The organism is Eisenbergiella massiliensis (assembly GCF_003435485.1).
Map to the genome: position 1 here is coordinate 162,904 of NZ_QVLV01000010.1, position 14,199 is coordinate 177,102.

General features: G+C 46.7%; 12 protein-coding genes. 3 read left to right on the plus strand and 9 right to left on the minus strand.

Features of this window, described 5'->3' with window-relative positions:
* Positions 1-67: 67 nt before the first annotated feature.
* From DXC51_RS15845 to DXC51_RS30295, 5 genes are all read right to left on the minus strand, one after another.
* Entirely contained in the window at positions 68-2,542 is a 2,475-nt protein-coding gene (locus DXC51_RS15845) for an ABC transporter permease (protein WP_025487385.1), read from the minus strand.
* Between the two features lie 50 nt (positions 2,543-2,592).
* Positions 2,593-3,282, minus strand: a complete 690-nt coding sequence (locus tag DXC51_RS15850; protein WP_025487386.1) for an ABC transporter ATP-binding protein — start codon at positions 3,280-3,282, stop codon at positions 2,593-2,595.
* A 419-nt stretch (positions 3,283-3,701) separates the two neighbouring features.
* Positions 3,702-4,331, minus strand: a complete 630-nt coding sequence (locus tag DXC51_RS15855; protein ID WP_025487387.1) for an HAD-IA family hydrolase — start codon at positions 4,329-4,331, stop codon at positions 3,702-3,704.
* Positions 4,332-4,343: 12 nt separating this feature from the next.
* Entirely contained in the window at positions 4,344-5,312 is a 969-nt protein-coding gene (locus tag DXC51_RS15860) for a penicillin-binding transpeptidase domain-containing protein (RefSeq protein ID WP_025487388.1), read from the minus strand.
* Positions 5,313-5,546: 234 nt separating this feature from the next.
* Complete coding sequence (locus DXC51_RS30295) at positions 5,547-5,681, minus strand: hypothetical protein (RefSeq protein WP_278336984.1); 135 nt, start codon at positions 5,679-5,681, stop codon at positions 5,547-5,549.
* A 318-nt stretch (positions 5,682-5,999) separates the two neighbouring features.
* On the opposite strand from DXC51_RS30295, the gene DXC51_RS15870 reads away from it, so the two are divergent.
* Together DXC51_RS15870 and DXC51_RS15875 are read left to right on the plus strand one after the other, a co-directional pair.
* Positions 6,000-6,932, plus strand: a complete 933-nt coding sequence (locus DXC51_RS15870; protein WP_021633762.1) for a magnesium transporter CorA family protein — start codon at positions 6,000-6,002, stop codon at positions 6,930-6,932.
* 123 nt (positions 6,933-7,055) lie between these two features.
* Entirely contained in the window at positions 7,056-7,814 is a 759-nt protein-coding gene (locus DXC51_RS15875; RefSeq protein WP_021633761.1) for an N-acetyltransferase, read from the plus strand.
* Positions 7,815-7,954: 140 nt separating this feature from the next.
* On the opposite strand, the gene bcp is transcribed toward DXC51_RS15875, so the two are convergent.
* The 3 genes from bcp to DXC51_RS15890 form a co-directional block, all read right to left on the minus strand.
* Positions 7,955-8,407 carry a thioredoxin-dependent thiol peroxidase gene (gene bcp / locus DXC51_RS15880; protein WP_021633760.1) on the minus strand — a complete coding sequence of 151 codons (453 nt, stop codon included), beginning with the start codon at positions 8,405-8,407 and terminating at the stop codon, positions 7,955-7,957.
* A 186-nt stretch (positions 8,408-8,593) separates the two neighbouring features.
* Positions 8,594-9,451, minus strand: a complete 858-nt coding sequence (locus DXC51_RS15885; RefSeq protein ID WP_117544899.1) for a carbon-nitrogen hydrolase family protein — start codon at positions 9,449-9,451, stop codon at positions 8,594-8,596.
* The gene (locus tag DXC51_RS15890) at positions 9,448-9,906 is read right to left on the minus strand and encodes an Lrp/AsnC family transcriptional regulator (RefSeq protein WP_025487394.1); all 459 of its coding nucleotides are present in this window, start codon (positions 9,904-9,906) and stop codon (positions 9,448-9,450) included. Before DXC51_RS15890 ends, DXC51_RS15885 begins: the two co-directional genes overlap by 4 nt.
* A 189-nt stretch (positions 9,907-10,095) precedes the next feature.
* Between DXC51_RS15890 and DXC51_RS15895 the strand changes: the two genes are divergently transcribed.
* Positions 10,096-11,436, plus strand: a complete 1,341-nt coding sequence (locus DXC51_RS15895; protein WP_025487395.1) for an MATE family efflux transporter — start codon at positions 10,096-10,098, stop codon at positions 11,434-11,436.
* A gap of 391 nt (positions 11,437-11,827) precedes the next feature.
* Here DXC51_RS15895 and DXC51_RS15900 read toward each other — a convergent pair whose 3' ends face one another.
* Complete coding sequence (locus DXC51_RS15900; protein ID WP_025487396.1) at positions 11,828-14,167, minus strand: ABC transporter permease; 2,340 nt, start codon at positions 14,165-14,167, stop codon at positions 11,828-11,830.
* Positions 14,168-14,199 lie beyond the last annotated feature (32 nt).

Consider the following 14,199-nt stretch of genomic DNA (forward strand, 5'->3'; position numbering starts at 1 on the left):
CTTACCTGCCTGTCCGCCGCTTCCTGGTTCCGCCATTTCCGCTTTGCACAGCCTGAGCAACCGCCTTTTATTCCGCTTCCCGCAGCCTTTCCACCACCGGCCTGCGTGTGAGGAAACGCGTCAGCAGCAACGCAACGGAAAGGGATACGCCGCACATTACCGCCAGGAGGATCCCGCAGCCTGCCGCAAAAATACCAGCGGAAAAACCGGAAAAGAACAATATCGCTTTCCCCAGCACCCGGCAGAATAATACGCCCAGCGGTATGGCCGCCAGGACGCTGATGCCGCTGAGCAACAGCCCTTCCCGGCCTATCATGGAGCACATCTGCTTCTTTGTCATCCCCACGGACTGCATGGCCGCAAATTCCAGTTTTCTTGACAGCACGCCGGTCACCAGCGTGTTAACCACATTGCAGATCCCTATTATGCCAAACACCCCGGCAAGAAACAGGCCGATGAGAATCATGGACGCCTTCTCCTCCCTCTGTGCTTGCCTTTCCTCCACCCGGGATTCTATGGAAAGCTGAAAATTAAAGCTGTTTCGTACAATTTCCTCCAACTGTCCATATTCCTCCTGCGTCAGTTCCCGAAAGCCATTCGCCTGAATTATGGTAATCATATCCGCATACCCGGAATATATCTCCTGAAAAGCCCCGTCAGGGAATGTCAGAGCCGCCTTGGCTACAAGCCCCGTGGAAAACGGATTAATTCTTTCCACCACCGCAAGCACCTCCGCCTCACGCTCCACATATGCTCCTGTATCCGGATCCAGAATCGAAAGATGCAGCACCTGCCCCGCATGAATATTCCCGGCCGCCCTGCCGCTCTGATTCGTTCCCTGGTTATAAATCACATATTTGCCGGAAGCAAATTTCTCCGCATCCAGGCTCCCCTCCAGCACACGGATATTCTCTTCTTCCAGGTACAGCTGATCCGCAGGAAGTCCCCACAGATCAAGCAGGATATCCCCATTATCCGCCTGGTTCATCCATCCGGTTCCCATCTGTACACACCGGGCAAATTCTTCCTTTAACTCATCCGTCAGCCGAAGCTGTGCATATCCCGCTTCACAGCCCCCCAGGATTCCCTCTTCATGCCTTCTCGCCTGATAGTATATGGCAGTCTCAGCAATAAAAGGAAGCTTTTCAATTTCCTCTACCATGGATTGTCTGATGGGCTGATAAGGCTCCTCATTATCCCACATCATGGCATCCTGACGTATTCTTACATCCGCAGTATGGTAGCGATCCACCATATTTTCCACATTGTATCCCAATGTAAGGGTAAATACAACCAGGAAAATAATACCGCTCAGCATAAAGGATACGGCTGACCAGACCTTTTTCTTCTTTTCATTCCGCTCCCGATATCTGGCCGCCTCCACCGGAGAAATCCGCATGGCCAGGCGATAGGATTTTCTGCTGCTGATATATACCGTCAGGGCGGAGAAGAAAACAGCGGAAATAAAAAACAGAGGATTCAGCGAAGGTTTATAAAAAGCAGAATAATTTGTCCTTGCAAGTACGGCCGGAGATGCCGCAAGCCCAACCAGATAGCCCAGAACCAGCCCCGCCCCGATTCCTGCTGCCGACAGCCTCAATACCTGCCAGGTAAGCAGGGTACGGATCTGTTTTGCCGTCGTCCCGATAGTCTTAAGCATGCCAAAAAAGCGGATATCATTCACAATGGAGATATAAAAGATATTATAAATAAGAAGATACCCGCAAAACATCACCACAAACACGAACAGGAGCACTGCCACAAGATAAAGAATGGTAAAACCGTTATCCATCTTATACTCAACGCCTGATGCTTCCACCAAAGCGGCAATATCATACAGCTCTCCTGCAATCGTATCCTTGATCCGGCCGTCTTTGAATTTTACATAGACTGTCGCAGGTTCCTGCTCCATCTGAGGCACCTTCTGCTCCAGAAAAGCCTGCGAGGTATAGATTTCTTCATAAATAGAGGCCAGTCCCTCCAAAGGCGAGGTTACGATTCCTGAAACGGTCACCGGAATTTCTTTTTCCACCTGCTGCCCGTTTTCCCGTACCACAGGATGAAGCACCATCCGGTCTCCCGTATGGATATTGCCGCCCAGGCGCTGCACCATAGTATCCGAAATGGCTATTTCATCTGGTTTTTCGGGGAAATTTCCCTCCACCAGGCTTACCTTGTTCCTTGTATAAAATTCCTGCTGGGGAACCAGGAGCGTCGTTTTAACCCCTGCCATTTCCCGGTTATGGATGCTTCCCACATTGCAGGGCCGCACATAGGCCGCCCACTCAACCTGAGGCATATCCCTGATTTCCTCATATTTTTCTACATCTGTAATAATACCGCCGTCAGCCAATGGCCCGGGAGTAAGATCCGTGCCCAGGTTTATCGCATTATAGAAGCTGATTCCCGCTGTGCAAATCGTTGTAATCAGTAGCGTGGTCAGCCCAATTCCCAGAACAGCCGTCAGATTGCGCAGCCTGTGGGACTTCATGCTCTCTCTAGCTATCTCTCTTATCACTTCTTTGTTGGAGTTTTCAAACATCCTTATACCTCCCGCTTATCACAGGCCTGTCTGCTGCATGAATCAGTCGTTTAAAAGGAACCTTCAAGTCTGCTTCCTCCTACAATTTTTCCGTCTTCAATATGTATGATTCTGTCCGCCAGCTGGGCCACTGCTTCGTTGTGGGTGATCATGACAATCGTCTGATGAAACTGTGTACTTGTCATTTTTAAAAGCCCCATTACCTCCGCGCTTGTGCGGGAGTCCAGGTTTCCGGTAGGCTCATCCGCCAGAATCAAAGCCGGCTTACTGGCCAAAGCCCGTGCAATGGCAACTCTCTGCTGCTGCCCGCCGGAGAGCTGGTTGGGAAAAGCCTTCCTTTTTTCAGCAATTCCCAGCGAGGAAACTATGGAGGTGATATAATTTTCATCTACTTTGTTTCCGTCCAGGCGGATAGGGAGGGTAATATTCTTCTCCGTATTCAGCACGGATACCAGATTATAATTTTGAAAAATAAAGCCGATTTTTCTCCTGCGGAAAATCGTCAGTTCCTCATCCTTCATCCCCGTAATATCCTGTCCGTCAACGATCACATTTCCTTCGTCCGCGTAATCCAGTCCCCCAATCAGGTTGAGCAGCGTGGTTTTTCCCGAACCGGAAGTCCCCACCACTGCTACAAATTCCCCTCTCTGTACGGAAAAACTGATATGATCCACCGCCTTAACCAGATTTTCTCCGCTTCCATAATATTTTACCAGGCCTTCCGCTCTTAATATTTCCATTTACTTTCTGTCCTTTCCCTCCATCTGGTGTCTTTACTGATGTTTGCCGCAGTCCGGAATTCATCTGAACTGTAAACTGTTATTAAGATACCCTCAGAATCTGAATATATGTTTTAAAGTAACTGTTCAGTACCCCTCACAGTTACTGCTAAAATCCATCCTAAATCGCCTTTGGCGATGGATTTTAGCACTCCTGAATCACTTTCTTACGGTCAGCGCAAAGCGTTGGCCTGCGCAGCTAAATGCGCTGACCTGCTGAACAGTTACGTTTTAAATACACTCTAACATATATTTCTTACAATCCGGTAACAAAAGACAGAATGTGCGGTGGCCGGGAGCAGCAAAAAGGCAGCCGATCTGTATGGCTGCCTGAAACTATTTATTTGGACAATAGTCCTTTAAGATTAATGCTGCGATGCTTATATCAATAAATCTCGCTGTTCATTGATCACTTTTTCCAGTTCATCAAAATTGTTCACGGTAACGCCGGAATAAGCAACATTGTCCCGGTTAAATAATATGGGCAAAAATCCCATTTCCGCAGACGTCTCCAGATTTGCCACACTATTGTCTATAAAAATGCATTCCTGTGGCAGCTTTCCCATCCTTTCCAATGCTATCGTGAAAATCTTTTTTTCCGGCTTTCTGCATTTTACATCGCCGCTGACAATTTTACATTTAAAATATTTGTCTAATTTATAGTATTTTGTGATATAGGCGCTCCATTCAGATATGTCATTTGACAATAATACAAAATCACACCTGTCAGCATATTTTCCGGCAAAATTTACAAAGCCTTCATCTAATGTAAGGTAATTCTCAATATAATTTTTCATGTGATAGGAGGGATTTTCATACCCCAGCAAAGTCATAAATTCTTCTGATCCTATTTCACCATTTCCAGCTTTAGTAAACAACTGGTCTTCTTTCAATAATTTTATCAGCCTTCCATGCTCACATACATCAAAATGCCGGAAAGTATATGGAATAAAATTTCCTTTACTTTCCTTTAAAATTACACCATACATATCAAACACAATTGTTTTCAAACATAAAATCTCCTATTGTCCGATGATTTTTAATGCAATCTCTTTCGCTTTTTTACTGGAAACCTGCTCTCTATTATCCGTATCTTCCAAATAAACCGCAAAGTAAGTCCGTTTTTCCTCACTCTCAGAAAATCCTACAAACCACGCCTGCCCCTTCGTACCGGTTCCGGTTTTTCCATAGATTCCGCCGCCGTCCGCTGACATAATATTTTTTACTATCTTCACATGCTCCGGAGAAAAGCCTGTGCGGCCTTCAAAAATATCCGAAAGAACGCGTACCTGCTCATATGGAGATATTTTCAAAGAAGATGCAAGCCAGAAGCCATTCAGCTCTTCTCCGGGATTTATTCCGCTGCCCGCCCACTCACTGATATTACAGTTTCCATAGTCCAGGGCTGTTAATTCTTCCTTTACCCGTTCCTGTCCCACCTGATCAATCACCTTTCGGAAATACCAGACACAGGAGGACTGAAACGCATCCTTCAGGGATAAATCCTGGTTCCATGCAGCATTTCCGTACTGCGTTCCATCGTAGCCCATCGTCGAGTTTTCATTCTCCAGCACATGATACTTCAGCCCCATAAGCGCAGACACGATCTTAAAGGTAGAACAGGGAGAGACTGCTGTCTCACATAAGGTTTTATTATAGAATCTGCATACCTGTTCCTGCGGGTCGAAAACTACCGCGCAGCCATTCAGGCCTCCAAACGTTTCACTGTAATCCACATTTTCCTGTGCTGCATTTTCCAGAGAGGCCTGATGCGGTTCTGCCGGAGGAGTATCGGTTTCTGTGATATTTGGCTGTTCGTCAATGGACTGCCCATCATACGGGTCTCGTACATCTTTTTCCGCAGCAGTGCTCCCTGTACTGATTTCAACCGCTTTTTTATCACCGCAGCCAGTGAATAAACCTGCACACAATACAACGGATAAAAAAACGGCACATCTGTGGCTTCTCTTACTTTTTCCCCGCTTACTCATCCTTTATCACCTCTAATCCCGTAGCTAATCCAAAATTCCGGTTCTTTCCAGATAAAGCTTCACCTCTTCCAAATTTGCAAACCTGCCAAGGTTGTCCCCGTCAAAATTCCCTGTACAGAAAATCACAATCGTTGTCCTCTTCATTCCTCACCCCATCCAGATACCCTTCCATCCTCTCCCTCTGCGTCCAAACATGCTTCTCTGATTCCACAAACTCCAAAAATTCCCGCGCAGTTATCCACAAAAAAGAAATAGTTTCCCCCTCCTGCAGTACCACCGCCTTCTTGTCCCTTCCGGGATTTCCTGCCCCCTTATCAGCTCTCCGCCGATTTTATTCCCCTGCCCGTCATAGGCATCCCACAATTCCATATTACTCCTGTCCACGCATTGCAGCATTAATGCATGCCATATCACCATGATTCCATTTCGTCATATGTTTCTATTCTAATCTCATCCTCTTCCAAAGTCACTTTCTTTTTCTGTTGTTTTTCCCAATCCTGGCATATAATCAACTCAGGGAGAATTCCCCGTAAAGAAATCATAACAACAGTTCAGACAGCTCTGAGCTGCTACGGCATCCGGCCATTAAAAAACGCTGCACAATGGACCGGATACCTGCCGTCACTGTATATTCTTATAGTCTGTGCAGAAAATGCGCAGACCTGCTGAACCGAAAGGAGACATCCCATGTCAAAAATATTCGGCATCCATTCCCGGCTCACAGAGCTTCCCGCTTTCCCGGAAGCCTCTGCGTCCGCACAAAACAATACGCCTGCCATAGAAATTCTTACGCCTGCGGAAGCCGCTTCAAACGCTTATCTGCAGGAGCATGGCTTTATGAATCTGAAATACCCCCAGGAAATCCATTTCTGCAAAGCGGAGGTGCATATGGACTTTTTATATGGCACCTTCGTCATTCCTCCCAAAGGGAAAAACACCCATGAGGCCTCCTTCCGCTATGCGATTTTTAAAGATCGCATCATATTCATTGATGACGGAGACTATGTCCTTCGTATCGTAGAAAAAATCCGCGATTCTATCACCCGGCCCAATCCCGGCATCGGCTTTTTCTTCGCAGATTTCCTGGATGCCTTGATTTCAGAGGATCTGCTCTGCCTGACCGATATTGAGAACCAGATTGCCCATCTGGAGGATGAAGTCCTGTCCGGCACTCTTGATAATTTCAATCACAAAATCATGAGCTGCCGCAGAAAAATCCTCATTTATTCCCACTATTATCTGCAGCTTTCCGACATCAGCAACGTACTGCAGCAGAATGATCACGGCTTCTTTAACCGCAGCGAACTGAATGCCTTCCGCCTTTTCAGCGAACGTGTGGGAAGGCTGCATGAGGAAGCGCTCATGCTCCGGGAGTATTCCACGCAAATCCGGGAGGTTTACCAGTCCCAGATCGACATCAGGCAAAATAAAATCATGAAAATCCTCACCGTCGTCACCACCATCTTTCTCCCCCTGACGCTCATTGCAGGCTGGTACGGCATGAATTTCAAATATATGCCTGAGCTGAATTGGAAATACGGCTATCTCACCGTATTCCTGCTCAGCCTTGCCATCGTCATCCTCTGCATCCGCCTCTGCCGGAAAAAACATTTTCTGTAAATTTTAATATGACATACCGCTGTCATATTTAATGTTATATAATGGCCTTAAAGACAGCAGCCCAAAGCGCCAGACTTACTCTGAAAAATTATTTTTGCACCGGCCGGAGGAAGGAATCATACAATGGAAATTATCACAATCACCGCGGACAATATTGACAGCGAGCACATCTGCTGCGCCGTTTCTGATAAAAAGGACAGTACAGGAGCCAATGCCAAAAAGTCCTGGATGAAGGACCGTTTTCAGGACGGCCTTGTATTCCGCCGCCTGGATGCGAGGGGAAAGGTTTTCATCGAATATATACCCGCGGAAAAAGCCTGGTATCCCATCCTAGCGGATGGCTACATGCATATCGACTGCTTCTGGGTATCCGGCCAGTTTAAGGGACAGGGGTATGCCAATCAGCTGCTTTCCCAATGTATTGAGGATGCCAGGTCGCAGGGGATGCATGGCCTCACCGTCCTTTCCTCCTCCAAAAAGAAGCCCTATTTATCTGATCCGGATTATCTGAAATACAAGGGCTTCCTTACTGCAGACACGGCCCATCCCTTTTTTGAACTCCTCTATCTTCCTTTTACGGACAATGCCCCCCTGCCCCGGTTTAAGGACTGCGCCAGAAAAGGAACCATCGAAGAAACCGGCATGGTGCTTTACTATACCGCCCAGTGCCCCTATACCTCCCAATATGTCCCTCTTATAGCCAAAGCCGCCCGCGCACGCGGACATGAACTCACGCTCCACCCCATAACGACAACAGAGCAGGCACAAAATGCGCCCGCTCCCTATACTACCTACAGCTTTTTTAACAACGGCCGGCTGGTTACCCATGAAATATTCTCTGAAAAAAAATTTGAAAAATTCCTGGACTCCCTGCCCGTGTAAGCACCCGCCAATCTCCGGCAGATACCATTTACTCCAACTATTTGTAAGCCTCCCGATTTTATTTTATCCACTGGTAAAAAATGCCTGCCGCTCCATCTGCCGGAGCCTTATCAACGCGGCAGGCATCTCTCCTGACTTTACTACAGCGTCCCCAGCATCTGCTCTGCATTCTCACCGGCCTTCACCTTGGTAAATGCCTGACGAATAATTCCCTCTTCATCAATCAGGTAGGTGGAGCGCACTACACCCATAACCTTTTTCCCGTACATATTTTTTTCCTGCCATACATCGTATGCCTGGATGACCTCCAGCTCCGGATCCGCCAGAAGCGCAAAAGGAAGATGATATTTCTCCGCAAATTTCTTATGAGACGCCACGCTGTCCTTGCTGACTCCCAGCACCACAGCCCCTTTCTCCTGAATCTGAGGATATCTGTCCCCGAAAGAGCAGGCCTGTGTGGTACAGCCCGGCGTATTGTCCTTGGGATAGAAATAAAGAATCACCTTTTTCCCACGGAAATCCTTAAGCGAAACCTCTTCTCCATCTTGATTTTTTAATGTAAATTCCGGTGCTTTTATTCCTGTTTCCAGCATAATCTGACCTCCTGTCAATTTCTGTAAATTAGTATTAACCGCCGGCTTTCTTTAATATAGAAAAGACACCAGCCTTTAAAATTAAGAATCTTACTGTCTCACGCAATATTTACAAAAAGCAGAACCGCCTCCCGGCAGATAACATGCTCACAACGCAATATCGTTTTATAAAAAGGTATTCTTCTGTCAGCCACCTGTCCCTTCTGTCTGCGCAATGCAGGGCGATACATGCTGCGGTCTACTTAACGACAGGCGGCCATTCACATATTTTCTCCCCGCCTGCCCAAAAGTATCCGGCAGCTTCTCAACTTCCCAAACTAACAGCTCCGTTTCATTCCTTCTGCACTCCGCAAATACCTTACCGTCCCTGTCAAAAAACGCCGTCGGTGCAGTCTGGAATGGACCTGCGTCATTCACAGCCAATACAGGCATCACGTTTTCCACAGCCCTTGTTCTCAGGTGTGCTTTTATGAGCTCATACCTGTCCGGATTATCCGTCTCTGAAATATCACAGAAACAGACTACTCCCAAATCAGCCCCCTGCCTGTATAATTCCCGGAAATACTCCGGAAACCTTACTTCAAAACAAATACGGATGCCAATTCTTAAGCCATCGATATCATAGATTCCATCGCTGCCGCCTTCATAAAAATTCTCCCGGTCCCATCCCCAGAGCGCCCTTTTATCATAAGCCGGAAGTTCTCCTCCTCTCGGGGAAAATACCCTGACGGAATTAAATATCCTGCCGCCGCGCCGAACTGCACACCCCAACGCAATATACATACGATACTTCACCGCAAACATCTGCACCTGGGCACAGTATTTCTCCGCAGCCTCGAAATCAATACACTCCATACTGACTTCCAACGGCGGATATCCCGTCAATGCACATTCATAAAAAGCTAGGAACCGCACATCAGCCCCTGCCGCCTGCCGGATTCCCTCAGATATCTTTGCAAAATTATATTCCATGTCACCGCTTCCGGCAAACTGGAATGCCCCTATCTTCATTTTCCCCTGCCTTTCCGTGCTGCTTTCCATCATAACCGAAGTCCTTTAATATCCTTCACCCTGGAAAGAATTATATTACAGCTCATATCCCGCACGCCGGGAAGACGGTGCATCGTCTGTTCCAGGAAGCTTTCCAGCTCTTCCTGGGAAGCCGCCACCGCATGAACATGCAGCCTGCTCCTCCCTGACACCAGATAAATCTGGGTCACCATCTCATTTTTTTCCAGAATATCAGTGACTGTCTTCAGACTGGAAGGCTCTGTCTCTATTTCAAAGTAACAGGATACCGCGCCGCTCAGCTTCTGCGGATTAATTATCGTTGTATACTCTTCTATAATTCCTCTTTTCTCCAGAGCATCGATTCTGGACTTTACAGCCACACGGGACAGACCCACCAGTTCTCCCAAATCCGAATAGGAAATCCTGGCATTCCGTATCAGCGCCTCCACAATCTGCCTGTCCGTTTCATCCAATCCGCTCAAAAACATGCCGCCCTTTACCCCTTCCTGCTGCCCATTACCTTTTGTCCCATTGCATAATGTTTTCTTTTATACCATTATTAAAATATTTTCTTCTATATCATTATAATAATTGACATGCCGCATGTAAAGTGTTATCTTTTACTTACAAAATGTAAGTTTAAACTTTCAATATGTAATTACAAAAGGAGAATTCCCTTGGAGAAAAAACTTATTCACGGCCCCATCACCAAATCCATTCTGCTTTTTTCAGCTCCTATTATCCTGGGCAACCTGCTCCAGCAGCTTTATAATGTTGTGGACACTCTGATTGTCGGCCGTTTTCTTGGCGCGGATGCGCTTGCTGCCGTAGGCTCCTCTTTTACCCTGATGGTATTTCTGACCTCCGTTATCCTCGGGCTTTGCATGGGAAGCGGGATCAGCTTCTCCATACTGTATGGCGCCGGCAATACGCAGCGCCTTCATGCATGTTTTCTTCTTTCCTTCATTATGATCGGGCTGATTACTATTTTAATCAATCTTCCTGCCCTGCTCCTGCTGGATCCTATCATGACGCTCCTGCACATTCCTGTAAGCATACGCCCGGAAACCAGAAGCTACCTGCAGGTCATTTTATACGGACTTTTTTTTACTTTCCTGTACAATTATTTCTCATCGCTGCTTCGTGCTTTGGGGAATTCCCTTGTGCCGCTTCTTTTCCTTGCGCTTTCCGCGCTCATGAATATCGCGCTTGATTTACTTTTTGTGATTTCTTTTGGTATGGGAATTGCAGGAGCCGCATGGGCAACCATCATATCACAGGCATTTTCCGCCCTTCTATTGGCCGTTTATACCATACGCAGGCTCTCCCTGCACCGTATCCGGCCGAAAACCCTGCATTTTGATCGCCTGCTCTTAAAAGAACTTCTTCAGTATTCCCTCCTGACCAGCGTCCAGCAGTCTGTAATGAATTTTGGCATCCTTATGGTCCAGGGACTGGTCAACAGCTTCGGCGTCACGGTCATGGCCGCCTTTGCCGCCGCAGTTAAAATCGATTCCTTTGCCTACATGCCTGTCCAGGACTTCGGCAACGGCTTTTCCACCTTTATCGCCCAAAACCTGGGCGCCGGCAAAACTGACAGGATCCAAAAAGGTATCCGCTCCGCCTTCCTGTGCTCCTTCCTGTTCTGCCTGTTTATCTCCGCCGTTGTCCTTCTGTTTGCAGAACGGCTCATGCTTATCTTTATACGCCCCGAAGAACTGGAAATCATAACAATCGGCGCAGGCTACCTGCGTATCGAAGGCGCCTGCTATTTTGCCATTGGATTTCTCTTCCTGTTCTACGGCCTTTACAGAGGGCTTGGCCGGCCGGGAATTTCCGTTGTCCTCACCGTCATTTCCCTGGGAACCCGTGTTCTTCTTTCTTACATGCTCGCACCAATTCCGGCCTTCGGGACTTCCGCTATCTGGTGGTCCATCCCTATCGGCTGGTTCCTGGCGGATGCCGCGGGGGTGTTGTTTTTCTTCTTTAATAAGAAAAAGATTATAAAAATTCAATAATCATCTTCTAAGAAAAAGGCTGCTATCTGGACCTGAAACCATATTCTCTTTTCAGTCTTTAAAATATCTCAAAAGCCACCGGACAAACCTCAACAGCCTCCTATGTATAGACATAATAATCTTCATTCCGCCGCCAGGCGGCGGCACAAATAGTAATGAAAGGGCTCCGTTTTGCATTTCAAAACGCTTATGCTGCTGGGCCGGACTACGCCCGGAAGCCATTAATCTGGTAGTAAAAAGAAATCTGTTTGGATTACACGTGCTGGAGTCTTCCTCAAACCTGCATTGGATTCGAATTTGTCCACCGTGAGCATATCCTGCAAGTATCAAGGCGGCCTGTGAATTAACCTCCCCTGCAAAAAGTTAAAGTCTATAATATAACACTATGCTTTTACTGGGAGCTAATATTTTCCACAATCGACATGCCGTGCAACCTTCTGGCAGGTCCATGTACTGACAGTACTGTAGTTGCCAGAATGACACCTATAATCAAGAACAATTCCAGCCACGGGATACTCCACGGAATTCCAAAAGTGCGTGTAATAAGGCTGGAATACAAAAACCAATGAAACCACAGTCCGAAAATGCAGCCCAGAACAATACCCCCCACAGAATAGGAGGCAGATTCCGCAGCAATCATGCGTGTAAGCTGTTGATTGCTCATGCCGATAGCACGCATAACTCCATATTGGCGGGTACGCGCAGATACTCCCATTCTAATTGTATTCATGATATGGAAAACGGTAATAGCTACAATAATGGACAGGAATCCATATATCATTGCTGCAAATGCGTAATAAAGTCCTCGCTGTTGCTGCACCCTGCTCAAATTATTTGAAAAAGAGACACCTCCGTCAAAAAGTGATTCTACAACAGCTGCATCTTCTTCGTCAGCGCCAAAGTAAAACTGTATATCCAGAATAGTGTACCCCGTTGCTCCTGTCAGCCGGGTAAATGTTTCTTCAGAACAGATAATCGTTTCGATTCCATCCGCACGGGCCAGCGGGCTATCGGACAAAATACCACCGACAGTAACTTTTTTCTCATTTCCGTTTATTGTCAAAAAGATGCTATCTCCAGGTTGTACCTCTGTATCACTACTGGCTACAAATAGAATTTGTCCGGGAGTATTCATCACAGTTTCTATGGAACCGGAAGTTAACTGTTCCTTTGCCCAATGAAATTGATTTTCTTCATAGGATATTATATTACTGTTATAGGATGTTCCGTTTATTTCAATAGGAACGTCATAGGCGAACATTCGGCCAAATACACGACTGACACTGGAATTTTCAGCCACGGCATCCCTCCGGTCTGCGGGGATAGAGCAGGTGTTCGTTTTGCTGACAACAGAAATTTCAGCTGCCCATGCTTTCGGCATAAAAGCATTTTCTATAAAGGGAACCAGAGTACAGAACCCTAAAAAAAGCGTAATGCAGACGGCAAACGCACCGGTCATCAGAAAGAAACTTTTCCGCTTTGCTTTTGCATGATAAATCCCCAAGGCTGTCTCCACATGCCACCGATGAGTATTCGCCCCATGGCGAAATGAGGTATTTTGCCGGGAATTGCCGGTGACTGCTTCCAATGGCGAAGCTTTGGCCGCCATTTTGGCCGGCGAACGGGCCGCAAGTAAAACGGTAATAAGCCCCAATACGCTACCGGCTCCAATACCCAACCAACTAATGCCGAAAACGGGCAGATAGCCGAACCATGCATTACTGAGCTGTCTCATAACCGCACACAGGCCCCAAACCACCACGATACTGAGGCCAGTGCCGATCGGTATGGCGGTAACGCACCATTGCAATGCCTCCCTGCGTACATAACGCAAAATCTGGCGTCGAGTAGCACCAAGGCAACGCATCAGACCAAAAAACTTGATTCTCTGACTGATATCACTGTTCAGACTACTGGAGATCATCATAATGCAGGTTCCCATCACTACGATTGAAAGCAACAATGCCATAGAATAAATTTCTGACACATTTGAACCCGGCACCTGTCCCAACATGCTAAGCAGTTCCATGTTTTGAACTACTTGTGTTTCAGATATTTTGTATTTCCGGATTATATCCGTGATGTTTGATAAAACATTACAAAACGGAGAGAAACGTACTGCGTATTGCCATTTCGCTGATAAATCAGATGAGTCAAAATCAGCCAAACCTTTGAGTGTCAATAATACAACATTTGTATTTTCCGTGGTCAGCGTGTCAGCGGCATTCTCATAAATACCGGAAATTGTCAGTTGTGACGGACTGCCATCAGGAGCATTTACTGTAATGGTATCACCTGTCACCAATCCTGCTGTCTGTGCCAATGTCACGGAAACTGCGGCTTCTTCGGCAGACTTTGGGCTATGTCCAGAAATGAAACTCCCCAAATATATATGAGAAAATATTGTTTCATCCATACCATAAAACGAAACAGGCTGCTCACAAAAAGAATATCCAGCTTCCGGGGGAATCGTTCCTTCCCAACCTGACAAACCTGTTTCAGGTCGTGCCGCAATATAATCAGATGTAATTTTGTCGATAGAAGTAAATTTACAATGCCAGTCTCCAGTCTGATGGCGTGTTTGTTCTGTCATACTTTGTATATCCATATCGGCCAACCCGAATATGACAGCGACCAGAAATACAGCCAAGATAATGCAGATACGGGTCATTCGGCTCTGTCTTCGGTGAACTTTTCCGGATATTGAAACTAACTCAAGATAGCTTTTCAATGAGATGACACCCCCAATTCCTTCAACACACC

What these genes read in the sequence shown, in the direction of transcription:
- DXC51_RS15875 (WP_021633761.1), top strand. Translation starts at nt 7,056, where the DNA reads ATGGAAATTATCACAATCACCGCGGACAATATTGACAGCGAGCACATC.
- DXC51_RS15890 (WP_025487394.1), bottom strand. Translation starts at nt 9,906, where the DNA reads ATGTTTTTGAGCGGATTGGATGAAACGGACAGGCAGATTGTGGAGGCG.
- DXC51_RS15885 (WP_117544899.1), bottom strand. Translation starts at nt 9,451, where the DNA reads ATGATGGAAAGCAGCACGGAAAGGCAGGGGAAAATGAAGATAGGGGCA.
- DXC51_RS15860 (WP_025487388.1), bottom strand. Translation starts at nt 5,312, where the DNA reads ATGAGTAAGCGGGGAAAAAGTAAGAGAAGCCACAGATGTGCCGTTTTT.
- bcp (WP_021633760.1), bottom strand. Translation starts at nt 8,407, where the DNA reads ATGCTGGAAACAGGAATAAAAGCACCGGAATTTACATTAAAAAATCAA.
- DXC51_RS15845 (WP_025487385.1), bottom strand. Translation starts at nt 2,542, where the DNA reads ATGTTTGAAAACTCCAACAAAGAAGTGATAAGAGAGATAGCTAGAGAG.
- DXC51_RS15870 (WP_021633762.1), top strand. Translation starts at nt 6,000, where the DNA reads ATGTCAAAAATATTCGGCATCCATTCCCGGCTCACAGAGCTTCCCGCT.
- DXC51_RS15850 (WP_025487386.1), bottom strand. Translation starts at nt 3,282, where the DNA reads ATGGAAATATTAAGAGCGGAAGGCCTGGTAAAATATTATGGAAGCGGA.
- DXC51_RS30295 (WP_278336984.1), bottom strand. Translation starts at nt 5,681, where the DNA reads ATGGAATTGTGGGATGCCTATGACGGGCAGGGGAATAAAATCGGCGGA.